Below are 22,210 nucleotides of genomic sequence, written 5' to 3'. Positions count from 1 at the left end.
GTCCTATGACCGAACCCTCTGCTCTTCCTAATATGCCCGGCCATCTGATCCGGCTGATGCAGCAGCATGCCACGGCGGTTTTTCACGAGGCGATGCGTCGCGAGGGCCAGGAGATAACCCCGGTCCAGTTCGCGGCGATGGTAGTACTGGCCGAGCGGCCGGGGCTCGACCAAGCTGGGCTGGCACGCGCCATTGCCCATGACCGCGCCACAATCGGCGGCGTAGTCCGGAGGTTGGTCGAAAAGGGCGCGATCTCGCGTGTGCCGGATCTCGACGACCGACGCGCTTTTCGGCTCGAACTAACCTTGGAAGGGAGCGATTGGCTGGCGCAGTTGCAGCCACTGGTAGCTCGCGTACAGGACAGCATACTCGATGGATTGGAGCCGGGCGAGCGCGCGACGCTGATGGCGCTGATGCGCAAGCTGGTTGTTCGGAAAGGCTAACTGGCTTCAAAGGCGCTATTAGAGCGAGACCGAAATTCGCTTCGGTCGGTCCGCTCCGATGGTTCACCGTCGGGATATCGCGTGGAGCGCTGACATATGCCAGATACTGCTATATGGTAAGGATTTCCAGATCTCGCAGGCACTGCGACAAAATCGACGGAGAGCTGCGGCAATCCACCAAATTTGCGACGGCTTCGCGGTGATGCTGGCAGGCGAGATTGTCGATGTGCTGCCACAAAAGCGGTTCCGGGCGATCAGGACACTGCGCGTTCTTGCGCCCTTATAGGGCGTCCCGTAGCGATATTCGCGTGGCGATCGGGAGCGTGCACCAGAGGCGCGATTCCCGCTGGCACGTCCGGATGGTCCCGCCGCGCTGCGTCAGGCCGCTTTCAGCTTGTAGAACTCGATCGCATTGGTCTCGAAAATTCGCGCCATGTCCTCTGGCCCATAGAGCTCGCCCAGCAGGTCGCGGGCGAGCCGCGTCACCTCGGCATGGCTCGCGGCAAGGGTGCAGACCGGCCAGTCGGTGCCGAAGACCAGTCGGCGGGGTCCGAACAACCCTGCCACGTGGCGCAGCCAGGGGCGAATGCGCTCCGCGCTCCAGCCGGGGCCGGCTTCGGTCACTAGGCCAGAGACCTTGCAGTACAGGCCAGGATGCGCAGCGAGTCGGGTCATGTCGGCGCCCCACTGGCCGAGACCGTCACGCGTCATGTCGGGCTTGGACAGGTGGTCGATGATGCCCCGCAGCGGAGGCGTCGCGGCCAGCGTTTCGAGCAGCATCGGCAGGTGCCGCGGAAAGGTGAGGATGTCGAAGGGAATGTCGCGCCGCGCCACCTCGGCCAGCGCTTCGCGAAAGGCGAGCGTGGTGATCAGTGTCGGGTCGTGATCCTGCAGCATTGGCCGCAGCCCGACCCATTTCGGCTGCGCGACGTAGTGCGTCAGTCGCTCAGGAAAACTCGGCGCCGTCATGTCGAGCCATCCGACCACGCCGGCTACGAAATCGCAGCGCGCCGCGATCCCGAGCAGGAAATCGGTTTCTGCTTCGGTCTCGGCTGCCTGCACGAGGATGGTGCGGTCGATCCCGGCGGCGCGGTTCAGAGGTGCGAGATCCGCGGGCGTGAAATCGCGCAGCAACGGCGCCTGGTCCGGGGTCATCCAGCCGTAGTCGCCGCGCGCCACCTGCCAGAAATGCTGGTGGGCGTCGATCGTCATGATCGCACCACCCCCTTCTTCAGCACAAGGTTGGCGTAGAGCCGGGTCTCTCCGGTGGCGATCACCGCGAAGGCGGCGCGGGTTCGGTCGTAAAAGGCGAAGCGGTCGATCGCCTCCATCGCGACCGGCCGGCCCTCAGCTGTGGCTAGGATGCGCTCGAAGGCGTCGTGGATCGTCGGCCGCCCGTTGGGGTCGGCCATCGCCGCGGCCGGGGCCGCCACGAAATCGTCGAGCGGCAGCACCTCCAGCACCGCCACGGCGGCGCGCTCGATATCTGTGCCGGGCAGGCGCACCAGCCGTCGCGCCACACTCGCGGCCGGAAAATTGGCGTCGACCAGCGCAATCTCGTCGCCATGACCCATGTCGCGCAGGATCGCGAGCAGTTCACCAGTAAGTAGCGGGTCAATGCGCTTGAGCATGTCTGTCTCCTTTCTCAGGGGCGACTGGCGGCGGCCAGGGCGGCGTCGAGATCGGCCCAGAGGGCCTCGGGCAGTTCAGCGTCGAACCAATCGACATTCTGCTGCAGTTGTATCGGCGTCTTGGCGCCGATGACCACCGAGGTGACGGCCGGGTGGCGGATCGGAAAGCGGATCGCCGCAGCGGCGAGCGGCACGCCGTGATCGTCGCAGACCGATCGCAGCGCCTCGACCTTCGCGACGATCTCGGCCGGGGCGTCGGCGTAGTTGAACTTGCGTCGACCGTCTCTGGGCGCGGCGAGGATGCCGGAATTGTAGACCCCGCCCAGCACCAGCGCCACGCCGCGGGCCCGCGCCAGCGGCAGGAACCCGGCCTCGGCGTCGCGGTCGAGCAGCGAGTAGCGCCCAGCCAACATGCAGCAGTCGAGATCGGTCTCCTCAAGCGCGTCGCGGATCACCTGCCACTCGTTGACGCCGAGGCCGAAGCCTTTGATGTCGCCCGCGGCCTTCAGCTCCCTAAGGGCCTGGAATCCGCCGCCCGCAGTCAGCGCTTGCCAGTGGCGGGCATGGGCCTCGCCATGGGTAACGGTGCCGATATCATGCACAAATAGTAGGTCGATCCGGCGTAGGCCGAGCCGCTGCTGACTGTCGTCATAGCTGCGCATGATCGCGTCGTAGGAATAGTCGAAGATCTCGCGGAACGGCAGCGCGTTGACGAAGCCGGGATCGAGTGGGTTCCTGGGCGGCTCGGGCGGCAGCGACCGGCCGGCGCGAGCGTTGGCCATCAGTCGGCCGACCTTGGTAGAGAGTACGTATTCCTCGTCCTTCTCGCGCAGCACGTGCCCGACCAAGTGCTCGGATCGGGTCAGGCCGTACATCGGCGCGGTGTCGAAATAGCGGATGCCAAGCTCCCAGGCGCGTTCCAACACCGCCAGCGCCTGCGCGCGCGGCACGTCGTCATAGAGCCCGCCCAGCGGCGCCGAGCCGAGGCCGAGCGCGGTGAGCATGAGACCGGTGTCGGCGACCGGGCGGGGGGTGGTGGCGGTGATCGTCATCATGCGCTCCTGGCGGCTTGAAGGCTGGGCTGCGGTCGCGAGCGGGCGGCTCAGGGATTGCCGCCCAAGGCGAGGCTCAGCGACTGGTCGATATGGCGGTCGAGCGCGGCGGCCGCGGCGGCGGCCTCGCGGCGCGACAGTGGCTCGAGGATCGCGAGATGCTCGTCAATGACCCGGCGCGCGTTGTCGCCGGTCACGCGCAGCCGCGACTGCACTGCCATGCGGATCTTAATCAGTGTCACGCGGTAGATGTCGTCGATCAGCGCGTTGCCCATGGTGGCGACGAAGCGGGCGTGCATTTCCCAGTCCTGGCGCTGCAGCCGGTCGATCTGCTCTGGCCGCGCGACGCCGCCGCCGGCCGTGATCTCGTTCGCCAGCGCGTGGTGCCAGTCGCGCCATTGCGTCAGTTCCACGTCGTCGAGCCGGACCAGCATGTCGGGCAGCGCCGCGCGCTCGATCATCCGGCGCAGCTGGTAGGCGTCGCGCACGAACCGCACGTCGAGCCCGGGCACCATCAACCCCTTCTTGGGGACGGTGATCAGCAGCCCCTCGGCCTCCAGCCGCGGCACCGCCTCGCGGATCGCGCCGAGGCTGGCGCCGGTGATCTCGACCAGCCGGCGCTGCGACACGATCTCGCCCGGGCGCAGTCGGCCCTCGTTGAGCAGGGCCGTCACTTCGTCATACGCGCGGCGGCGCAGGCTGGGCGGTGCGGCTCCGCCCGGAGCGGCGTGCGATTGGCTCGTCATTCGAAATCCCTCGAGGATCCACGCTTGACAGATTACTGACATGTTAGTGATATGTCCAGAAGCGGGGCGGTGCCACCGGGCCGGCCTGCCACAGGGAGACAATGTTCGGGAGGAGACCGAAGCCATGACCGTCGCACGCCGTAGTTTCACCGTCAGCGCTATCGCCCTCGTCGGGGCGCTGGCCTTCGCTCCGCAAGGGGCCATCGCGCAGGACAAGGTGACGCTCCGCCTGTCCACCCCCGCCTCGGAGACGGATCAGCGCAGCATCGCCATGGCCGAGGTGTTCGGCCCGGCGGTGGCCGATTTCGCCAACTACGAACCGCATTACAACTCATCGCTGATCGCGCAGGGCTCTGAGCTCGAGGCAATCGCCACCGGCGATCTCGACATGTCGATCACCTCGGCACAGGAACTCGCCACCTTCTTCCCCATGTTCTCGATCTTCACCGCAGGCTACGTTCATCAGGACGCCGATCACCAAGTTGCGGTGTTCAACGATCCGCTGATGGAGCCGTTCAAGCAGAAGGTTGAGGACGAACTCGGCGTGAAGCTGCTCGCGGTGATGTATCTCGGCGAGCGGCACGTGAACCTGCGCATGCCGCGCTCCGAGCGCGATGTGCAGACGCCCGAAGACCTCTCCGGGGTCAACCTACGCATGCCTGGCACCGACGCTTGGCAGTTCCTGGGACGGGCGCTCGGCGCCAACCCGACGCCGATGGCCTTCACCGAGGTCTACACCGCGCTGCAGACCGGCTCGGTCGACGGCCAGGACAATCCGTTGCCCACCGTGGTCGATGCCAAGTTCTACGAGGTGACCGAGCAGATCGCGCTGACCCGGCACTTGGTCGACCTGAACTACATCGCGATTTCCAAGGAGATCTGGGACGGGCTGGACGAGACGCAACAGGCGCAGTTGCAGCAAGCCGCGACCGATGCCGCCAGCGCCGGGCGTGAGGCGCAACTCGCCAAGGAGGCCGAGCTGGTAAGCTTCCTCGAGGAGCAGGGGCTCGAGCTCTACGAGCCCGATCTCGAGGCGTTCCGCGAGCACGTGCAGGCGCAGTATCTCGAGAGCGACTTCGCCGCCGACTGGCCCGAGGGCGTGCTCGAACAGATCAACGCGCTGGCCGAGTGAACCCAGTCTGGGCGACGCTGCTGCCCCAGATCCGCCCCGCACCCTTTCCCGGAGCCCCGCGCATGTCCCGACCCGCCATCTTGCTCCTGCGCGCCGCCGAGGCGGTGGCGGCGCTGATGATGGGGCTGATCTTCGCCACCTTCATCCTGCAGGTTGCGGTGCGCTACGGCGCCCGCCTCGACGGGCTGGTCGCGGCGATGCCTTGGCTCGACGCGCGCCATTACGGCTGGACGCTCGAGTTCTGTCTGGCGCTCTGGGTCTGGCTGATCTTCTGGGGCAACGCCTTCGTAGTGCGCGAGCGTGACCATGTCAGCTTCGACATCCTGGCGCTGAGCGTCGGGCCCGGGCTGCGGCGCGGCTTCGCGATCATCGCTGGGCTGTCGGTCGTCGTGGGGCTGCTGGCCTCAGTCGGGCCGACCTGGGACCGCTTCGCGATCCTGCGGCTCAAGCAGACCGCGACGCTGGCCGACCTGTTCGGCGACTGGATCCGGATGCGCGACATCTATGTGATCTACATGCTGTTCCTGATCGCGGTGGCGGCGCGCTACGCTTGGGGCGTCTGGCACGCTTTCCGGCACGGCGTGCCCGAACCTGACCTGATCGGCGATGCTGACGACCGGGAGGACCGGCCGTGAGCCTCGCCTTTTTTGCCTGCCTCGCGGTGCTATTCGGCCTCGCGGCGATCGGCCTGCCGATCGCCTACGCAATTCTGGTCGGCGCCTTCGCCTACATGCTCGCCGCCGGCCAGAGCATCGGCCTGCCGGGTAAGGTGCTGATGGATGGGCTCTACCAGAGCTTCATCCTGCTCGCGGTGCCCTTGTTCATCGTCGCCGCCAATATCATGAACGCCGGCACCATCTCGGACCGGCTGCTGCGCTTCTGCGTGGCGCTGGTCGGGCGGTTCCGCGGCGGGCTCGGGCATGTCAACGTCGTCGCCTCGCTGGTGTTCTCGGGCATGTCCGGTTCGGCGGTGGCCGACGCCGCCGGGATCGGCCGGGTAATCATCGACATGATGACCCGCTCCGGTCACTACTCGCGCGGCTACGCCGCCGCCATCACCGCCGCCTCGGCCACGATCGGTCCGATCATCCCACCCTCGATTCCGATGGTGCTCTACGCGCTGGTCTCGGGCAGCTCGATCGGCTTCCTGTTCCTTGCGGGTATCCTGCCGGGTCTGCTGATGGGGCTGGTGCTGATGGCGATGAACCTGTGGATCTCGCAACGCCGCGACTTCGCGCTTGAAGAGCCCACGCCTTTGCGCGACTTGCCGATGACCACCTTCCGCGCCTTTCCCGCGCTGATGATGCCGGTGATCCTCCTATATGGCATTTATGGCGGCGTCACCACGCCGACCGAGGCCGCGGCGGTTGCCGCCTTCTACGCGCTGGTCCTTGCGGCGCTGTTCTACCGCTCGCTCAGCCTGCGCGCCTTCTACGAGATCCTGGTCTCCTCGGCCCGCTCCTCGGCGGCGATCGGGCTGGTGATCGGCGGTGCCTTGATCCTGAACTACATCGTCGCCTCAGAGAACATTCCCGGGCGCGTCGCGCAGGCGCTGGTCGGGCTCGACGTCGCGCCACTGACCTTCCTGATCGGGGTCAACATCCTGATCCTGCTCCTGGGCTGCGTGCTCGACGCCTCGACCATCATTCTGGTTATCATCCCGCTGTTTCTGCCCTCGGCGCGCGAGCTCGGCATCGACCTCGTGCATTTCGGTGTGGTGGCGATCGTCAATTGCATGATTGGCTTGATCACGCCCCCCTACGGCATCCTCCTCTTCGTCATAAACGCCGTTACCCGCATTCCGTTGGCCGAGATCATTCGCGAGATTTGGTCCTTCCTCGCGGTACTCGTGGTGGCGCTGCTGCTGCTCATCCTGTTCCCCGGCATCACCCTCTGGCTGCCCCGCCTGATGGGCTATGACGGCTGACCCCAAGCGAAAGTCCTCCCCCATGTCCGTTTCCGGCATCTTCCCCGTCATGATCACTCCCTTCACCGATGACGACCGCATCGACTGGGACGGCTACGCGCGGCTGATCGAGTGGTATCTCGATCACGGCGCGCAGGGCCTGTTCGCGGTCTGCCAGTCCTCCGAGATGCAGCACCTCACGCTCGAAGAGCGGCGCGAACTTGCGCGCTTCACAGTCGCTCAGGTTGCGGGCCGGGTCCCGGTGGTGGCCTCGGGCCACGTCTCCGACGGTCACGATGCGCAGCTCGAGGAGCTTGCAGCGGTCGCCGGCACCGGCGTCGACGCGGTGGTGCTGGTCACCAACCGGCTGGCCGCGCAGGGCGACGAACCAGGCATCTGGCGGGTCCGACTCGAGGCGCTGCTGTCGGCACTGCCCTCTGACACCCGCTATGGCCTCTACGAGTGTCCGGCCCCTTACCGGCGACTGCTGAGCGACGACGAGCTCGAGTTCTGCGCCCAGGACGGTCGGTTCGACTTTCTCAAGGACGTGGCCTGCGACCTTGGAGTGGTGAGGCGCCGGCTGGCGCTGACGCGCGGCACGCCGCTGGCGATCAACAACGCCAACGCGGCGATCGCTTGGCCGGTGATGCAGGCTGGCGGACAGGGCTTCTCGGGGGTGATGAACAACTTCCACCCTGATCTCTATCGCTGGCTCTACGAGCACGGTGCCGCGCATCCCGCTCTCGCGGCCGAGCTCGACAACTTCTTGGTGCTGGCAGCGATGTGCGAGCCCTTCGGCTATCCGAAGCTGGCCAAGGTGTACCATGTCCGCATTGGGACCTTCGCAGGCCTGCACAGCCGGACGGTGAATTACGATCTCGCCGAGCGGCACTGGGCGATCGAGGCGGTGCTCGACCAGATCGTGACGGGGGCGGAGCGGTTCCGCAGCCGCATCGCGGAGTTGCCCCGGCCCGCGGCCTGAATGGCCCGACTGGGCGACGCCCTAAACGCTTGGGCGTCGGCAGGGAAGCAAGCCGCGTCGGAGTTTCGTCGCCGGGCGCGCGGTCGCGCGCGGCTTAGGGCAGGGCCAGCCACATCGCGGCGCTGATGGTCGCGAAGGAGACGAGCGTCATCGCCAGCATAGCGACGGCGGCGCTCTGCGCCTGGCCGAAGCGCTGCGCGAGGATGGGGTAGATCCCCATCGCCGGCATCGCCGCCATCACGATCCCCGCCGCGGCAAGCGCGGGGTCGGCCACACCGAGCCCTGCGGCCGCCATTGCAGCCAATCCAATCCCGACCGCAAGTGGATGCACCACCAGCTTGCCAAGCACCACCGGGATGACCGCGCGGTTCATTGCTGCCAGCGGCAGCGCCGCGAGCGTGCCGCCGATTGCCGCCAACGACAGCGCGGCGCTGGCATTGGCGAGGATCTCGACCGGCCGTTCGACTAGAATCGGTAGCGGCAGGCCGAGTGCGGAGACGCCGAGGCCGAGCGCCAGCGCGAGGATGATCGGGTTGCGGCCCAGCCGCACGGCGATCATCCATGCCAGCCGCCGCCCCCTTGGCCCGGTTGCACTGGCCCGTTCGGCCATGATCAGCACCAGCGGAATCATCACCAGATTCTCGACCACCATGTTCATCGCCAACGCCGAGGTGGCCACCGAGGGCAGCGCCATCAGCAGAACCGGGTAGCCGATGAAGCCGCTGTTGGCGCAGGACATGCCCATGGCATGGAAGGTAGCGGCCGATGGCGGGTGGCCGCGATGGCGCATCAATCCGTAACCGGCCGCGAAGACCGCGAGCGATCCGCCAAGCATCGCGGTGAGATAGCCGGGATCGGCGATCTCGCCCATCGGGCGCTGGGTCACTGCCTGGAAGATCAGTGCCGGCAGCGCGAAGCCGACTACGAACTTTCCCAGTGCCGCCATGTCGCCCGCTGCGAGCGTCCCGGTACGCACCGCCAGGTATCCCACCCCAATTAGGACGAAGATCACGCCCGTGATCGGAAGAATGTCAATCATGAACCTTCGCTTCGCGGTCAGGGAGGCGCGCGATGCCCCCGGTGGTCATTAGCGTCATGCACTATCGGCCGTGCCTCTTGAACGGCAGCACTTAGGAGCAAGAAATGCTCTGCGGTTCCGGCCTCGTCGCCTTGCTATGGCATTGCTTTGAATAGCTCCATGGTTCGTGGATGCCTTCTTCGCTAATTTGGAGGCAAGGAGGCCATGGTGAGCAGCAGCAAGCTCAGCGACGCGACCAAGCATGCGTAGAGGTTAGCTAAAACGACAGTCGATCCTGTTTACGGCCTCCCCTGCCGAGCCTCTTCGCCGAGAAGCCCGGCTTCCGCGGCACGCGACAGGAAATGGGCCACGGAGGACGTCGCCCATTTCGAGCGGCCCCGGGGCGTCGGCTCCCGCATTGCCTCGAGCCGGGCGGCGATCTCCTTTAGCGTGATCTCCGGCGCCGAGCACTTGATGCCGGCGATGATCGCTAGAATCCGGTCGTCCTTCTGCGCAGGCGGGGCGCGGTCGAGCACGGCGCGGTCCAGCAGCCCATCCTTCACGAAGCGCCCGGCGGCGCGCCGCAGCCGCTCGACGGTCCAAGGCTTCGCGCCTGGATGCCGGCTGTTGATGATCCGCACGACGTCCTCCCAAGGCAGCCGCGGCCGGAACTGCCGGACGGCGGGCAGCCACTGCTGGGCTTCCTCGTTGAGCTTGTCGAAGTAGCTGCGGTCGCGCGCCCGGCTGACCTTGGCGATCGCCTCCGGGTCGCGGTCCCGCAGGCCCGGATTGCCGCCGACGCGACCCTTCTCGCGCGCCGAAGCGAGCCCCGCTATTGTCCTCTCGCGGATCAGCGCGCGTTCGAACTCGGCGGTGGCGCCAAGGATCTGCAGCGTGAACTTGCCCTGCGGCGAGGTGGTGTCGATCGGATCGCCCAGAGATCGGAAATGCGCCCCGCGGGCTTCCAGCGTCTCGATGACCTCGAGCAGGTGCGACAGCGAGCGTGCCAGGCGGTCGATGCGCACCACGATCAGCACGTCGCCTCGGCCGAGGCTCGCCACGAGCTTCGCAAGGACCGGCCGGGCGCGCGCGGCGCCCGAGGCGAACTCCTCGTGGATCTCGGTGCAGCCTGCCGATTTCAGTTCGCGGCGCTGTGCGGCGGTGTCTTGAAGGTCGGTCGAGACGCGGGCGTAGCCTATGAGTGCCATCAGCGCGCCGCTTCATCGCAAGACACGGCCTCGACCGTCTCCTGGAATGGCGTGCCGTCCGGCACCTCGCTCAGATGTTCGGCAATCCGGGCGAACCACTCGGGCGGCATCGGCTCGAGGGCAGGGGAAGGGAGGTCCATGGTGATCCCTTTCGCGCTAGATCTGCACCGCAGCGGCTGCGGTCATTACGCCAGCTCCCGGAATGCCTGCTTGTCCTCGTCCCAGACCCCGCCGTCGCTGACGAGCTCGGTTTCAGTACTCGCCCTGGAGTTTCGGGAGAGCTTCCACACGGCATCGAGAAGCTCGGCAAGCTCTTGTCCGGTGACCCGTGCTATCACGCTCTCGGGGAGCACCCGAAGCAAGGCCTCTGCGGTAGCCCTGTTCTCGCCGACCTTGGCCAAACGCATGGCGCGATTGATCTTGGTCCGATGGCTTGGGAGCGTGGTCATGCTGAATCCTTTGGTTCGGCCTGTGAATGCAGGCGAGATGGACGTTACCATCGATCAAGCCCTCCTGCGGCTGCCAGAACATGGCGCCTCCATTTTAGCTATATATGAGAATACGGTCGTTTGAAAACACTGGCAAGGGGCGCGCGGCTTCGGTCCAACTGGTCTTGCCCCCGTTTCACCGGACACTCAGGCGGTTGCGGTTTGAGCTGCAATGAATTCGCGGGGCGAGCGCATTTTCAGCCCTGAGTGCGGGTGATGGGTGTTGTAGTCCTCGAACCAGTCGGCGAGCAACTCGAGGATGGTGACAGCATCCGGCAGCGGCGTGACGTGGACGTAGTCGCGCTTCAGCGTCTTCACGAAGGCCTCCGCGATGCCATTGCTCTGCGGGCTCTTCACCGGTGTGTAGCAGGGCTTCAAGCCCAGCTGCCGGGCGAAGATGCGGGTGTCCTTGGCGACGTAGGGTGAGCCATTGTCGCTGAGCATCTCGACAGGATGCGGCGCCCGATAGCCTCCGAAGCGGGCCTCGACGGCCTCCAGCATCATGTCGCGGATGTCCGAGCCGCTGATGCCGGCGTTCACCACGGCCCGCCAGGCGATGATTTCCCGGTCATGCGCATCGATGATGAAGGCCCCTCGGACGACATCGCCATTCCAGCAGGTGAACTCGAAGCCATCCGAGCACCAGCGAATGTTCGAGCGCATGGTGATGACCTTGCCCTCATGGGTCTGCTCCGGCCGCTCGGTGTATCTGCGCGCCAGCAGGAGGTCGTGCGCCTGCATGATGCGGTAGACCCGCTTGTGGTTCACCGGCGCCGCGCCATCGGCCCGGAGCCGCCGGTTCAGAACCGCCGCGATGCGCCTGTAGCCATAGGTCGGCCGCGCCGCCACGATCGCCGAGATCAGTGGAAGCACCACCGCGTCCTCCGCTTTGTGATAGCGCCGACGCGGCTTCGCGCTCCCGTTCAGCCGGGCATTCAGGTTCGAGCGGGAGACGCCCAGCGTTTCGGCCACGGCCTTCACCGGGAACCGCCCTTGGGCTGCGACTGCGCGAGCCAGATCGGTTTTTTTGAGCGCGACTTATCCAAGGCTTCCTTGAGGATCTCGACCTCGAGCGTCTTGCGCCCGAGCTGCCGCTCCAACTCGCGGATGCGCTCCTCCATCTGTCGGACAGCACGGTTGCTGGTGACGTCGTCATCTCCGGACACGGCCACGGCTCCCCCATCCAGCATCAGGCGCCGCCAACGATACAACAGGTTTGCCGCCACGCCATTGCGGCGCGCGACTACCGAGATGCTGGCGCCATCCTCCAGCGTTTCCTCGACAATCCGAAGCTTCTCGGCCGAAGACCAGCGGCGCCTGCGGCCGCCGTCGGTGATGATCTCGTAGTCAGACATAAGCACGTGCTTAGGCATATGCCTAAGCCTCCATGGTTATGCCTGAGTGTCCGGTCGAAACGGGGGCCAGTTCACCAACCGGTAGGGGAGGGGGACGCGACACGCTCCAACCCCTTTTCCTCAAGAGGGCCGGAACGAGGTTGAGGCTTCCGTTCCACTTCTAGTGTGTCATCGGATTGGACGGTTCCTGCGCTCATGCCCCCTCTACGAAGGGCCTGATGAAACATATCTGCGATCCATCAAGGCAACTGAAAATGAGACGATCTATCCTCAACTCTGTATAAAATGCACTGATATATCAGCGCCTTGATTAATCGACTTGGATCATGCCGAGAGCGCCGGAAACGCTGCTCTGATCTTTGTGCGGGCCGAAATACGTACCACACGGCCCCGGCAGACCGTGGCGTTCAAAAACCACTCTGACAAAGGCCGTCGCCACCGCTGGGTCCGAGGATTGCCGGATACACCTCCCGCCTGCCCTTCATGACGAAGGCAGTCTTCCTAGCGTATTAGCCAGATTGACATGATTGGAGGTCGAGCCGCTTCCACCGGTGGGCCCGATTGCTCGGAATGAAGAAGCGGGTTCTGGAAAAAATAGACCCGATGCCAGCAGGCCGCTCGTGCGAGCGCTCAGCTTCTGCTGACATCGGGCCTTCAGTGGATGCAGGCGGCCACTATGGCCTAGATGAGGCCGATACAAAGCGGCAATGGTGATGAAATATGGCCATTACATGGCCGCCAGGTCTTGCCCTCTAGGCGCGTCCCCTTCGTGCTCGAGGAGCCACATTTCTAAGGGTAGCTTTGCAGGAGTCGATCGCGTGTTCCGCCCTTAATCCGGAGCGAGGCCAGGCAAAAGGTGTTACCGTCTCGAAGGTCGTATTTGGCACCACGCCTACGGCGTCCCCGAAATAGCAGGACGCGGCAGAGGATCTTTTTGCGGGCTAGCGTGATCCTCTGCCGCCTGCAGCTCCAGAACTGCACGGCTGACTCGGGAAGCGAAATTTCTGGTCAGCCACGGGCACTATGGAGCGGAAGATGTTGAACGCAAGAGAGGTTTCCTTCCCCCCTTGCCGGAGCCAAAGTGCGCCACTTACTACTTTGAGACCGGCGGTTAAGTTGCCGCTGCCGTCGCCGGTCGCAGCAGGCTCACCCCGCCGCTGGAAGGCCAACGTTGATGATGTGACCGCCCCCCGACGGCATCGGTGTGCCAAGGTGGGTTTGCAACATTCCACATTGGAGGGCGGTCATGTCGGACGTTACCACAATCGGTCTGGATCTGGCGAAGAACGTGTTTCAGGTGCATGGAGCTGATAGCTCCGGCCGTGCGGTCATTCGCAAGAAGCTGCGCCGGGATCAGGTCCTGTTCTTTTTCAGCCAAGTGCCACCGTGTGTCGTGGCCATGGAAGCCTGCGGCGGCGCTCACTTCTGGGGCCGTGAGATCGGCAAACTGGGCCACGAGGTGCGACTGATCCCGCCGGCTTATGTGAAACCCTTCGTCAAACGGCAGAAAAACGATGCGGCTGACGCCGAGGCGATCTGCGAGGCCGCGCAGCGGCCGTCGATGCGCTTCGTGCCGGTGAAGAGTGAAGAGACCCAAGGCGCGGCCATGGTCTTCCGCGTCCGAGAGCTTCTGATCCGGCAGCGCACCCAAGCGATCAACGCCTTGCGGGGCCACTTAGCCGAGTTCGGGGCTGTGGTGCCACAAGGGGCCGCCAACGCCGCGCGCCTGGTGGCACTTGTGGAGGACCGGGACAGTGGCTTGCCGGACGATGCACGAGGCACCTTGGAGGTTCTGGTCGGAACGCTGGCCCAGCTCGATGCCCAGATCGGAAAGCTCGACGCAGAGATTGCCCGCCGCGCCAAGGAGAGCGATGTCGCGCGCCGGCTGATGACGGTCCCGGGCATTGGCCCGCTGATCGCCACGGCGATCGCAGTTCTGGCGCCCCCGCCGGAGACGTTCCGAAGAGGTCGGGATTTCGCGGCGTGGCTCGGCCTGGTGCCGCGGCAACATTCGACGGGCGGCAAGCAGCGACTTGGCGCCACCACGAAGATGGGGGAGCGGTCCTTGCGGCGCCTTCTGATCATCGGCGCCAATAGCGTCGTCATCAAACGGCACGTCCACAAGGAGGCGCAGCCGGGCACTTGGCTGGGCGGCTTGCTGTCGCGCAAGCCGCCGATGTTGGTGCGGGTGGCGCTGGCCAACAAGATGGCGCGGATCGTCTGGGCCCTGATGGCTCGAGGCGGCGTCTACAGGTCTCCGGTCGCGATGGCGTAAGCCAGCGTCGGCCGCGAGGGCGTCGGAGCGAAAGAGGGCAAGGAGTTGTATGGCGCAACGGTCGTGAGACGGGATCGGGAAAACCAGTGCGCAACAGAGTGCCATCGAGCACGCAGCTTTGATTTGGACCCGACCTGCGCACACCATACGGGCCGGCGGCATGTATGGCCGCATCAGAGGCCGGACACATGTCAGCACCCGACGACGCGCCAAGATCAGCTCTGAAAACACCTCTTGCGCTTGGGGCGGTTACACATGTTGCGCAATGCTCCTGGGCTGGGACGCCCCTGTTACCGACGTCCTAACTCTCATCAGCGTCCCCAACATTCTATCCCAGACCGCCCTTCAAAGGTCCGACAGGCCTGGTCTCTTTCCGACTGAAACATGATCGATCTCCTCAGTGCGGAATCCGCGTATCAATGAGGGGATCATAGCGAAGACGAGACAGAAGATCGGAAGCCCCACCACCGTGATGACCTGCTGCAACGCCGTCAGCCCCAGATCGCCAGCGAGCACCAGCAACATTGCGGCTACCAGCCCTTCGGACACGCCCCAGAATACGCGCTGGCGAACCGGTCCGGGCTTGGCGGAGCCGGTGCAGAGCATATCGACCACCAGCGAGGCCGAGTCCGACGAGGTCGCGAAGAAGATCGCCACCACCAGCACCGCGATGCCCTGCACCAGATCGGCCAGCGGGAAACTTTCGAAGAAGGCGAACATCGCGAGCGGCACCGACTCCGCGACCGCGGCGCTGAGGTTTCCTGCCTGCTCGCCGAGCGCCGCCCGAGCCGCTGCGCCGATACCGTCGATCTCCATCGCCTGCCAGCCGAAGATCGAGAACCAGATCAGGGTGAAGAGCGACGGTGCCAGAAGCACACCGAAGACGAATTCGCGGATCGTTCGCCCGCGGGAGATCCTCGCCACGAACAGGCCGATGAATGGCGACCAGGTTACCGTCCAGGCCCAGTAGAACACCGTCCAGCCGCCCTGCCAGCCCCAGTCGCCGTTCTCGGGGTTGGTGTCGGCCAGCATGTCGTTCCAGAAGGCAAGCCGGGGCAGATTGCCGAGATAGAGGCCGAAAGTTTCGACCATGCCGCGCAGCAGGAAAAGCGTCGAGCCTGTGACCAGAACGAAGATCATCAAACCGACCGCCATGCCGATATTGATGTTCGACAGCAGCTTCACGCCCTTGTCGAGCCCGGCCACGATCGAGACCACGGCGACCCCGGTGAGCACCGCAAGGATGCCGACCTTGAGCGGCACCCCCGCCTCCCAGCCGGACAGGGCCGAGAGGCCGGAGGCAATCTGCGAGGAGCCCAAGCCCAGCGACACCGCCACGCCGAACAGCGTGCCGAGGATCGAGACGATATCGATCGCCTTGCCCCATGGCCCGTGGATGCGCTCCTTCAGAAGCGGGTAGAACACCGAGCTGACCCGCACCGGCAGGTCGTAGCGATTGATGAAATAGGCGAAGGCGAGGCCGGGCAACGCGAAGATCGTCCAGGTGTGCAGCGCGAGGTGGTAGGTGGCGATCGAGATCGCGTCGCGCGCTGCCTGCTCCGAGAAGGGCTCAACGCCCGGCAGCGGCGGGTTCGAGAAATGGCTGATCGGCTCGGCTACGCCCCAGAACATCAGCACAGTGCCGATGCCGCCGGCGAAGAGCATCGTGAACCAGGACAGGTTCGTGTAGTCCGGCCGGCTGTCGCGGGGCCCGAGCCGGATATGGCCATGCCGGCTCATCGCGGCCCAGACCAGAAAGCCGAGCCATACATTGACGCCAAGGATGAAAAACCAGCCCAAATTCGTCACGATCCAGGCGCGTCCCGTGGCAAAAGCATTGCCGATCCCCTCCGGCGCGATCACCAGCGCCAGCACGAACAGCGCAGTGCAAATGGCGGAGACAAAGAAGATGACCGGATCAGTCCTGAGCCCCATTCGTTCTGCCAGTTCCTGCATCCAATCGCCCTCCCCTCGGACATCCTTCAGGTTGCGCCCTTAGGGGTGCAGCGATCCAATGGCCCGATGGCCGGGATTGTTCCGAAAGGCGACTTCGAGCCGCATGCGCATTCAGGGCAGAGCATTGCGACACCAATGTTGAGCTTCCACGGCCCACGCGGGTGCCGATTACATCCGCTGTCTCCACTGCAGATGACTGAAGAACCGTTTTCCCGACGGAAGCAATTCCGGCCCTGAGCGGAGTTTCATGCGCCGCGCAGCGGATGCCCTTGGTTGGTCTGGTGCACCGTCGCTGAGCGAATACAGCGCCCTGAAGGCGTGGTATCCAAACTTGCGAAGGCCCAGGCACGCAGCCCATGTCCGGCTCATGGCTGGTATCCTCGCACTCTTTCTGCTGCTGAGCGGCCTCGTGGTCGAGATCGCGCCAGCCATGGCCAGGGCCATGCCTGTCATCATTGAAGCCGCCGCGATGGAAATGAGGACGGATTACGAGTCTGGCTGAGGCGTGGTCCTCCAACAAGTGCCGGTCCGTGCCGTCGGTGTCGCCCGTCTTCGGAAAGATCCAGATCTTCGCGCCGGCAGGGAATTTCTCGTGCGGCTCGACACCGTGGTCGTTCACCGACCCTGCATTGCTGTTCGAGGCTTTCGCCCGCTCATCGGATATCGAGTGCTGCCACGAAGGCACTGGCAGGTTTCCTCCAGGGACGGATCGAGAGAACCTCTGCCTCGGCCGCTCGCAACCCCTGGCCGATCTTCACCGCAAAAGCGCCGAACGGCCGCTGTGAACGTGCGCCTCGTCGGCATTTCGGAACCTCAGTTCGGCAACACCCCTTGTCTCATGAGATTCCGAGAGCCCGACGGGAAAGGTGCTCCTCATGTCCTACTGGCGCTTCGCCGCGATGATCGCGACCTCGACGGTGGTGATGTTCGGGCTGATGTATATCAACACCTACGCCTTCGAGCATGTCTTCTTCAGCGAGACCCGGACCTACATGGCGCTGCTGATGGGTGCGGCGATGGCGGTGATCATGCTCAGCTTCATGCTGTCGATGTATGCCAGAAAGGCTATCAACATCGCGATCTATGCCGGTGCCGTCGTGGTCTTCGGCGTCACGCTCTGGCTGATCCGCAGCCAGGAAACGGTGGATGACACTAGCTACATGGCGGCGATGATTCCGCACCATTCCATCGCGATCATGACTTCCGAGCGCCCCCAGATCGCGGACCCGCGGGTGCGCAAGCTCGCCGACGAGATCATTGCCGCGCAGCGCAAGGAGATCGGCGAGATGCGCCACCTGATTGCTGACATCGAGGCGAATGGCATCGCCACCGACCCGGCGCTTGGCGAGTCCGAGGCCCCCGCCGAGGAAGGTACCGTCGAAGAAGCCCTGAGCTTGGTGCAGCTGACCGGGCTGGACCCGGCAGGATTGACCCCCGATGAGATCGAAACCGCGCTCGAACGCGACGCGACCTGCGAGTTCCGCCGCACAAACGAAGGCGAGCCGGTCCTCGCCATGGCAGGAGAGAACGGCACGATCAAGCTGTCTGGTGTGTTGATCCCGCTCGTCGCCGGCGCGCCTGTCGCGGCGGAGACGCTGGATGACGGCACGCGGTTCGCGGCCGAAGGCGTCGATGTCTCTGTCATGCCTGACCCGGGCGCCGACTGGACCGACACCGGCAGCAGTCTGCGCCGCGCCGAGGCCGAGATGACCTTCCATCTCGAAGAGGGCCTGCGAGTGGGCGATCGCGGCTTCCTCGATTGCGCCGCCTGACCCCGGCCGAACGCCGCTTCCCATTTGCACCAGCGCGCCGGGCCTGACAGGGCCCAGCGATTTACCGATATCTGAACGAGAGGACCGCCCTCGCCCTCACTCCCCTTGCCGGTGGCGCCCTTGCTGAGCCAGGCCGGTCGATCCATGCGATACTGCAAGTCCACGGTGGAAATCTTCCCGCCCTCCCTGCCTCCAGACTGGGTAAAGGAGGACGCCTTTTACGCCGCCCGCAGCAGGGTCACCCCGCCGCAGCCGTGGCCGACTTTCTCAACGCCGTTCTCAAACTCGCCTGCCGAGCTAATGGCCGACAGAACGAGGGGTCAAAACACCAGCGCTTCGACCCCTCTTCATATCAAGCAGCGACCGATACGCGTTGCTTGGCTTCTGCAGCATCCAGCCTTGGGGCAGGGGCCGCGTAGGAGATGCTCGCGCGTTCCGTCGTGGCGTTTTCGATAGGCTTGAGCGTAATACCCACTTTGTCGGTGCTACCGATCAGGGAGATAAGGGCCTCTTTCATCATCGCGGCCTGTACCCGCTCGGCAGCTGCCTTGGAGACGGCGATCTCGACCTCTTCCTCGGGCTCTGGGACTATATCAGGACGAGCTGCAGCGGTTACTTCGGCGTCTGCTTTCAGTTTGTTCCAGCCCTTCTCCTTCGGTCCGGCTCGCTCGGATGCCTTCGAGTTCTCGGAGGCCTTGCTGGCTACTGCGGCCTTTTCATCTGAGCCAACGGCTTTACCGCTGTCTTTCCCTGATACTGCGGCTGCTCCGGCAGGGCCGGCAATGACACTACCTTGGCTACTAGAGGGCTCTCCAGCTGCTTTCTCGGCGGCTTCAAGCGCCTCCTTGTCAGCCTCGGCCTGGGCCTTCGCGATATCCTCGGCCTCTTCCGCAGCCTGCTTGGCAGCTTTCTTGGCAGCTTCAAGGGCTTCCTTTTCGGCCTTTTCAGCGGCCTCGATGGCCTCCTTTTCTGCTTTGGCCTCAGCCTTGGCGAGATCTTCAGCTTCCTCGGCGGCTTGCTTGGCCGCCTTCTCGGCGGCTTCGAGAGCTTCCTTGTCGGCCTTGGCTTGAGCTTCCGCGGCCTTCTTGGCGGCCTCGGCGGCCTCCTTGGCCGCCTTTTCAGCGGCTTCGAGGGCCTCCTTGTCGGCCTTGGCCTGGGCTTCAGCCGCTTGCTTGGCAGCTTTTTCCTGCGCCTCGAGTGCCTTCTTCGCGGCCTCCTGCTCCGCCTTCGTCATCGTCGTCGGGCTGGTGGAGCCGCTGCTCGAAGACCCAGAGATATCGACAATGATTGCGGGCGAGCTTTGGGACCCACTCGATGCGGTCGGCTCATTCGCTGCGGTCGTGACTGTCGTTGCGGCATTCTGCGCGGCTTGCCAGAGCTGGTCGAGCGGCTGGCTGATGGTCGAGATGATCGTCATTGAGAATCCTCCTCCATGACATGCTCGCAACCAGTGCTCCGCGATCAGGGCGGACGTCGCATATGACGAAGACTTCTTTAAGTCTTTGTCCATCCGGTAAAAACATTCTGCCGGGCCCGACCTTTCAGGCGCGAAAACCGAAACGGTCATCGCGACCGGGCCCACCCGGCTGCTTCTAGCATCCACCGGTCTTCACTTCCTGACTCACTTGACCCCAGGCGGTCAGGGTGAAGACGAAGGTGCCACCCACGATGTTGCCCGCCAATACGGGCAGCAGGTAACTTTTTATGAGAGACCAAAACTCCCTGTCACCTGACAGCACCGCATACGCCATCTCCACCGTGCCGGCGATCACGTGTTGGAAGTCGCCCGCCGCGATCAGCCATGTGAAGACGAAGATGATCAGGAAGTTCTCATGGTCGCCCGAGGAGGTCATCCAGACCAGCGCTGCAATCAGTACCCCCGCCGGGATCGCACGCATGAAGTTATCTCCCGCCCCGGCGGAAACCGCATGACGGCTGATATCAGCCATGGCAGCCGCAACCTCGGCCGGCAGAGCAGCCGTGAAGACGAAAAAGGCCGCGGCCAGTACGCAACCTATGAGATTGGTTGCGAGCACCAGTGCCCAAAGCCGTGCCACGGCGGAAGCCGTGGCACGGTCACGCCGAGTAAGCAGGGGAAGCACGGTCGTGATCGTGTTTTCGGTGAAAAGCTGCATCCGGCTCAGGATCACCAGCAGGAAGCCGAATGTGTAGCCGATGTCGGCGACAAGAGAATTCCAGGACGTCTTGGGCAAGCGCGCGGCAAAGATCGCCTCGGCCATAATCGAGGATGAGATCAATACTCCTGCGGCAACACCTGACCACGCCAGGGATGTATAGGGCCGTTCCAACTCCTCTTCGCCCTCGCGCAGCACCACATGATAGACGAGCCGTGCGGAGAGCTTGCTGGCCTCGTTCACCGCATCGGATTCGGCGGCGTTGTGGACGCGATCCGAGTGATCCGGATCGCGATGCGGTTCATTGTCCATGCGGCCTCTTCCCGGAACCCGTTTGAAAGCGGTCATTTTAACGCTGGTCAGCTTCACGCCGTCAAAAGGTCGCCCCGAGATTTATTGGAATCAGGAGAGTTCGGGATGACGAAGCAAGAAGCGATTATCGCCGAGAGCGGCGGGGTAGGCCCTGCCGCTCTCGTGTCCTCATGACCCTTTACTCCTGCGCGTTTGCTGGATCGACGGCCACGAATAGCGACCGGTCGTTGCGCAGCACGCGGACCAGCAGCGGCTTTTCGGCGTCGACGGCCGACTTCCAGGCGTCAATGAGATCCTGCGGGTTCGAAATGTCTTGGCCCCCGGCTTTCGTCAGGATGTCGCCTTGGACCAGCCCGGCGTCGGCCGCCGCACTTCCGGGTGCGACATTCTGCACCATGATGCCAATGCCTTCTGCAAGACCAAGCTCGCGGCGCACGACCTCGGGGATTGCTGTAAGGCCGAGCCCCATGCGCACGCCGCTTTCCACGGCCGGCCCTTCATTTGTGTCACTGGCCTGGGTCTCCCGTTCGGCCAGGGTCAGTTCGATTGTCTGCTCTTGTCCGTCGCGCTGCAGATCGAGCGAAATGGTGGTGTCGGGTGCCAGCTCGCCCACTCTGCGCGTCAAACTGCGGGGGTCTTCGATCTCTTGGCCGTCGAGCGACAGCAACACGTCGCCTTCCTGCAGGCCTGCGGAGGCGGCAGGGCTGCCAAGCTCGACGCCGATCACGATCGCACCGTTGGCGTTGTCGAGCCCCAGGGCTTCGGCGAGGTTGTCGTCGATCCCCTGCAGGCTGACGCCGATGAAGCCGCGCTCCACGCTGCCGGTTTCGATGAGCTGCTCGACAACGTCCTGTGCGGTGCTGGCAGGTACGGCGAAGCCGATCCCCACATTGCCTCCGCTCGGTGAGAAGATCGCGGTGTTCACCCCGATCACTTCGCCAGCGTCGTTAAAGAGCGGACCGCCGGAGTTGCCGGAGTTGATCGAGGCGTCGGTCTGCAGGAAGTCATCATAAGGCCCCGAGCGGATATCGCGCGAGGTCGCGGACAGCACGCCGACGGTCACCGTGCCGCCAAGCCCGAAGGGGCTGCCGATCGCGATGGTCCAGGCCCCAGGCTGCATGGCATCACTGTCGCCCCATGAGACCGTGGTCAGATCCGAGGTATCCTCGAGCTTGAGCACAGCGATATCGGTGGCTGGGTCGGTACCGACGAGGGAGGCCGCGCGCGTTTCGCCATCCTGCATCAGGATCTCGATCTCGTTGGCCCCTTCGACGACGTGATTGTTGGTGACGATGTGTCCGCTGCGATCGATGATGAAACCCGAACCCATGGCCGTGCCTTCGCGGGGCTGCTGTGGTTCCGGCGTGCCGAAGGGCAGGGGTGGCATGTCGCGCAGACGCGGCGGCGGCCCTACGACACCCTTTGCGGCGATGCCCACTACGGCCGGGCTTTGGGCTTCGACGATACCGGTGAAGTCAGCTGGGGCCGAAAAGTTGCCTGAGCTTTCGGCGCTTTCCTGCGCCAGGACGGGCATGGCGGGCGACAGCATACCGATGATGGCGACCGCCGAGGCGGCACTGCGCAGAATGGGAAAAGTCATGTGAAAATCTTTCGCATGTCAGAATGGAGGAAGGTCGGTAAAGGCGCCGATCCGAGAGAAGCCTGTCGAAGGGCTGTTGGCCCTTCTGCCCGCAGCGGCTGTGCGGGCGTATGCGGTCACGGCGACCGGATCACATCACGACGGAGCCGAGCGATGGCCGGAATATTGGACCCCGTCTTCGCGACCGCTCCGTGAGCGA

The 22,210-nt window shown here is 64.6% G+C and carries 22 protein-coding genes; 9 read left to right on the top strand and 13 right to left on the bottom strand.

Features of this window, described 5'->3' with window-relative positions:
• Nucleotides 1–5: 5 nt before the first annotated feature.
• A complete protein-coding gene (locus O4G76_RS07210) occupies nucleotides 6–443 on the top strand; it encodes a MarR family winged helix-turn-helix transcriptional regulator (protein WP_269396689.1) in 438 nt (145 codons plus the stop codon).
• Nucleotides 444–821: 378 nt separating this feature from the next.
• Here O4G76_RS07210 and O4G76_RS07205 read toward each other — a convergent pair whose 3' ends face one another.
• Genes O4G76_RS07205 through O4G76_RS07190 form a run of 4 tightly spaced genes read right to left on the bottom strand, consistent with a single transcriptional unit; the run spans nucleotide 822 to nucleotide 3,872 of the window.
• The gene (locus O4G76_RS07205; RefSeq protein WP_269396688.1) at nucleotides 822–1,655 is read right to left on the bottom strand and encodes an amidohydrolase; all 834 of its coding nucleotides are present in this window, start codon (nucleotides 1,653–1,655) and stop codon (nucleotides 822–824) included.
• Nucleotides 1,652–2,074 (bottom strand): RbsD/FucU family protein, encoded by a 423-nt coding sequence (locus O4G76_RS07200; RefSeq protein ID WP_269396687.1) that lies wholly within the window; start codon nucleotides 2,072–2,074, stop codon nucleotides 1,652–1,654. The genes O4G76_RS07205 and O4G76_RS07200 overlap by 4 nt, the downstream gene beginning before the upstream one ends.
• Before the next feature lie 14 nt (nucleotides 2,075–2,088).
• Nucleotides 2,089–3,126: an aldo/keto reductase gene (locus O4G76_RS07195; protein ID WP_269396686.1), complete on the bottom strand. Its 1,038-nt coding sequence runs from the start codon at nucleotides 3,124–3,126 to the stop codon at nucleotides 2,089–2,091.
• A gap of 50 nt (nucleotides 3,127–3,176) precedes the next feature.
• Nucleotides 3,177–3,872, bottom strand: a complete 696-nt coding sequence (locus O4G76_RS07190) for a GntR family transcriptional regulator (protein WP_269396685.1) — start codon at nucleotides 3,870–3,872, stop codon at nucleotides 3,177–3,179.
• Between the two features lie 124 nt (nucleotides 3,873–3,996).
• Between O4G76_RS07190 and dctP the strand changes: the two genes are divergently transcribed.
• From dctP to O4G76_RS07170, 4 genes are all read left to right on the top strand, one after another.
• A complete protein-coding gene (gene dctP / locus O4G76_RS07185) occupies nucleotides 3,997–5,004 on the top strand; it encodes a TRAP transporter substrate-binding protein DctP (RefSeq protein WP_269396684.1) in 1,008 nt (335 codons plus the stop codon).
• A 62-nt stretch (nucleotides 5,005–5,066) separates the two neighbouring features.
• On the top strand, nucleotides 5,067–5,639 hold the full coding sequence (locus tag O4G76_RS07180) for a TRAP transporter small permease (RefSeq protein ID WP_269396683.1): 573 nt from the start codon (nucleotides 5,067–5,069) through the stop codon (nucleotides 5,637–5,639).
• The gene (locus O4G76_RS07175) at nucleotides 5,636–6,931 is read left to right on the top strand and encodes a TRAP transporter large permease (RefSeq protein ID WP_269396682.1); all 1,296 of its coding nucleotides are present in this window, start codon (nucleotides 5,636–5,638) and stop codon (nucleotides 6,929–6,931) included. The genes O4G76_RS07180 and O4G76_RS07175 overlap by 4 nt, the downstream gene beginning before the upstream one ends.
• A gap of 22 nt (nucleotides 6,932–6,953) precedes the next feature.
• A complete protein-coding gene (locus O4G76_RS07170) occupies nucleotides 6,954–7,892 on the top strand; it encodes a dihydrodipicolinate synthase family protein (protein ID WP_269396681.1) in 939 nt (312 codons plus the stop codon).
• A gap of 94 nt (nucleotides 7,893–7,986) precedes the next feature.
• Here O4G76_RS07170 and O4G76_RS07165 read toward each other — a convergent pair whose 3' ends face one another.
• From O4G76_RS07165 to O4G76_RS07145, 5 genes are all read right to left on the bottom strand, one after another.
• Nucleotides 7,987–8,931 carry an AEC family transporter gene (locus O4G76_RS07165; RefSeq protein ID WP_269396680.1) on the bottom strand — a complete coding sequence of 315 codons (945 nt, stop codon included), beginning with the start codon at nucleotides 8,929–8,931 and terminating at the stop codon, nucleotides 7,987–7,989.
• 278 nt (nucleotides 8,932–9,209) lie between these two features.
• On the bottom strand, nucleotides 9,210–10,118 hold the full coding sequence (locus O4G76_RS07160; RefSeq protein WP_269396679.1) for a recombinase family protein: 909 nt from the start codon (nucleotides 10,116–10,118) through the stop codon (nucleotides 9,210–9,212).
• Nucleotides 10,118–10,258: a hypothetical protein gene (locus O4G76_RS07155; RefSeq protein ID WP_269396678.1), complete on the bottom strand. Its 141-nt coding sequence runs from the start codon at nucleotides 10,256–10,258 to the stop codon at nucleotides 10,118–10,120. Before O4G76_RS07155 ends, O4G76_RS07160 begins: the two co-directional genes overlap by 1 nt.
• A 45-nt stretch (nucleotides 10,259–10,303) precedes the next feature.
• Nucleotides 10,304–10,567 (bottom strand): hypothetical protein, encoded by a 264-nt coding sequence (locus tag O4G76_RS07150; protein WP_269396677.1) that lies wholly within the window; start codon nucleotides 10,565–10,567, stop codon nucleotides 10,304–10,306.
• 186 nt (nucleotides 10,568–10,753) lie between these two features.
• A protein-coding gene (locus tag O4G76_RS07145; protein WP_269396676.1) for an IS3 family transposase occupies nucleotides 10,754–11,979 on the bottom strand; the annotation gives its coding sequence in 2 pieces (ribosomal slippage) (nucleotides 10,754–11,637 and nucleotides 11,637–11,979; 1,227 coding nt in all).
• Nucleotides 11,980–13,207: 1,228 nt separating this feature from the next.
• Between O4G76_RS07145 and O4G76_RS07140 the strand changes: the two genes are divergently transcribed.
• Nucleotides 13,208–14,236: an IS110 family transposase gene (locus tag O4G76_RS07140; protein ID WP_269396675.1), complete on the top strand. Its 1,029-nt coding sequence runs from the start codon at nucleotides 13,208–13,210 to the stop codon at nucleotides 14,234–14,236.
• 345 nt (nucleotides 14,237–14,581) lie between these two features.
• Here O4G76_RS07140 and O4G76_RS07135 read toward each other — a convergent pair whose 3' ends face one another.
• Nucleotides 14,582–16,192 (bottom strand): BCCT family transporter, encoded by a 1,611-nt coding sequence (locus O4G76_RS07135; RefSeq protein WP_269396674.1) that lies wholly within the window; start codon nucleotides 16,190–16,192, stop codon nucleotides 14,582–14,584.
• A gap of 367 nt (nucleotides 16,193–16,559) precedes the next feature.
• On the opposite strand from O4G76_RS07135, the gene O4G76_RS07130 reads away from it, so the two are divergent.
• From O4G76_RS07130 to O4G76_RS07120, 3 genes are all read left to right on the top strand, one after another.
• Nucleotides 16,560–16,694, top strand: a complete 135-nt coding sequence (locus O4G76_RS07130) for a hypothetical protein (RefSeq protein ID WP_269396673.1) — start codon at nucleotides 16,560–16,562, stop codon at nucleotides 16,692–16,694.
• Between the two features lie 28 nt (nucleotides 16,695–16,722).
• Nucleotides 16,723–16,977, top strand: a complete 255-nt coding sequence (locus O4G76_RS07125) for a hypothetical protein (RefSeq protein ID WP_269396672.1) — start codon at nucleotides 16,723–16,725, stop codon at nucleotides 16,975–16,977.
• 90 nt (nucleotides 16,978–17,067) lie between these two features.
• Nucleotides 17,068–17,964 (top strand): DUF305 domain-containing protein, encoded by an 897-nt coding sequence (locus O4G76_RS07120; protein ID WP_269396671.1) that lies wholly within the window; start codon nucleotides 17,068–17,070, stop codon nucleotides 17,962–17,964.
• A gap of 352 nt (nucleotides 17,965–18,316) precedes the next feature.
• Here O4G76_RS07120 and O4G76_RS07115 read toward each other — a convergent pair whose 3' ends face one another.
• From O4G76_RS07115 to O4G76_RS07105, 3 genes are all read right to left on the bottom strand, one after another.
• A complete protein-coding gene (locus O4G76_RS07115; protein WP_269396670.1) occupies nucleotides 18,317–19,381 on the bottom strand; it encodes a hypothetical protein in 1,065 nt (354 codons plus the stop codon).
• Nucleotides 19,382–19,556: 175 nt separating this feature from the next.
• The gene (locus O4G76_RS07110; RefSeq protein WP_269396669.1) at nucleotides 19,557–20,411 is read right to left on the bottom strand and encodes a formate/nitrite transporter family protein; all 855 of its coding nucleotides are present in this window, start codon (nucleotides 20,409–20,411) and stop codon (nucleotides 19,557–19,559) included.
• Nucleotides 20,412–20,589: 178 nt separating this feature from the next.
• On the bottom strand, nucleotides 20,590–22,011 hold the full coding sequence (locus O4G76_RS07105; protein WP_269396668.1) for a Do family serine endopeptidase: 1,422 nt from the start codon (nucleotides 22,009–22,011) through the stop codon (nucleotides 20,590–20,592).
• Between the last annotated feature and the right edge of the window lie 199 nt (nucleotides 22,012–22,210).

The organism is Limimaricola sp. G21655-S1, from assembly GCF_027213785.1.
Classification (GTDB): domain Bacteria; phylum Pseudomonadota; class Alphaproteobacteria; order Rhodobacterales; family Rhodobacteraceae; genus Limimaricola.
Note: the sequence above shows the minus strand (reverse complement) of the source record. Positions and strands in the feature narration are given on the sequence as shown.

Coding starts and splice junctions, on each gene's coding strand:
- O4G76_RS07170 (WP_269396681.1), top strand. CDS start 6,954: ATGTCCGTTTCCGGCATCTTCCCCGTCATGATCACTCCCTTCACCGAT.
- O4G76_RS07195 (WP_269396686.1), bottom strand. CDS start 3,126: ATGACGATCACCGCCACCACCCCCCGCCCGGTCGCCGACACCGGTCTC.
- O4G76_RS07140 (WP_269396675.1), top strand. CDS start 13,208: ATGTCGGACGTTACCACAATCGGTCTGGATCTGGCGAAGAACGTGTTT.
- O4G76_RS07165 (WP_269396680.1), bottom strand. CDS start 8,931: ATGATTGACATTCTTCCGATCACGGGCGTGATCTTCGTCCTAATTGGG.
- dctP (WP_269396684.1), top strand. CDS start 3,997: ATGACCGTCGCACGCCGTAGTTTCACCGTCAGCGCTATCGCCCTCGTC.
- O4G76_RS07180 (WP_269396683.1), top strand. CDS start 5,067: ATGTCCCGACCCGCCATCTTGCTCCTGCGCGCCGCCGAGGCGGTGGCG.
- O4G76_RS07110 (WP_269396669.1), bottom strand. CDS start 20,411: ATGGACAATGAACCGCATCGCGATCCGGATCACTCGGATCGCGTCCAC.
- O4G76_RS07205 (WP_269396688.1), bottom strand. CDS start 1,655: ATGACGATCGACGCCCACCAGCATTTCTGGCAGGTGGCGCGCGGCGAC.
- O4G76_RS07120 (WP_269396671.1), top strand. CDS start 17,068: ATGTCCTACTGGCGCTTCGCCGCGATGATCGCGACCTCGACGGTGGTG.
- O4G76_RS07115 (WP_269396670.1), bottom strand. CDS start 19,381: ATGACGATCATCTCGACCATCAGCCAGCCGCTCGACCAGCTCTGGCAA.
- O4G76_RS07150 (WP_269396677.1), bottom strand. CDS start 10,567: ATGACCACGCTCCCAAGCCATCGGACCAAGATCAATCGCGCCATGCGT.
- O4G76_RS07200 (WP_269396687.1), bottom strand. CDS start 2,074: ATGCTCAAGCGCATTGACCCGCTACTTACTGGTGAACTGCTCGCGATC.
- O4G76_RS07160 (WP_269396679.1), bottom strand. CDS start 10,118: ATGGCACTCATAGGCTACGCCCGCGTCTCGACCGACCTTCAAGACACC.
- O4G76_RS07105 (WP_269396668.1), bottom strand. CDS start 22,011: ATGACTTTTCCCATTCTGCGCAGTGCCGCCTCGGCGGTCGCCATCATC.
- O4G76_RS07210 (WP_269396689.1), top strand. CDS start 6: ATGACCGAACCCTCTGCTCTTCCTAATATGCCCGGCCATCTGATCCGG.
- O4G76_RS07155 (WP_269396678.1), bottom strand. CDS start 10,258: ATGGACCTCCCTTCCCCTGCCCTCGAGCCGATGCCGCCCGAGTGGTTC.
- O4G76_RS07130 (WP_269396673.1), top strand. CDS start 16,560: ATGGCTGGTATCCTCGCACTCTTTCTGCTGCTGAGCGGCCTCGTGGTC.
- O4G76_RS07190 (WP_269396685.1), bottom strand. CDS start 3,872: ATGACGAGCCAATCGCACGCCGCTCCGGGCGGAGCCGCACCGCCCAGC.
- O4G76_RS07135 (WP_269396674.1), bottom strand. CDS start 16,192: ATGCAGGAACTGGCAGAACGAATGGGGCTCAGGACTGATCCGGTCATC.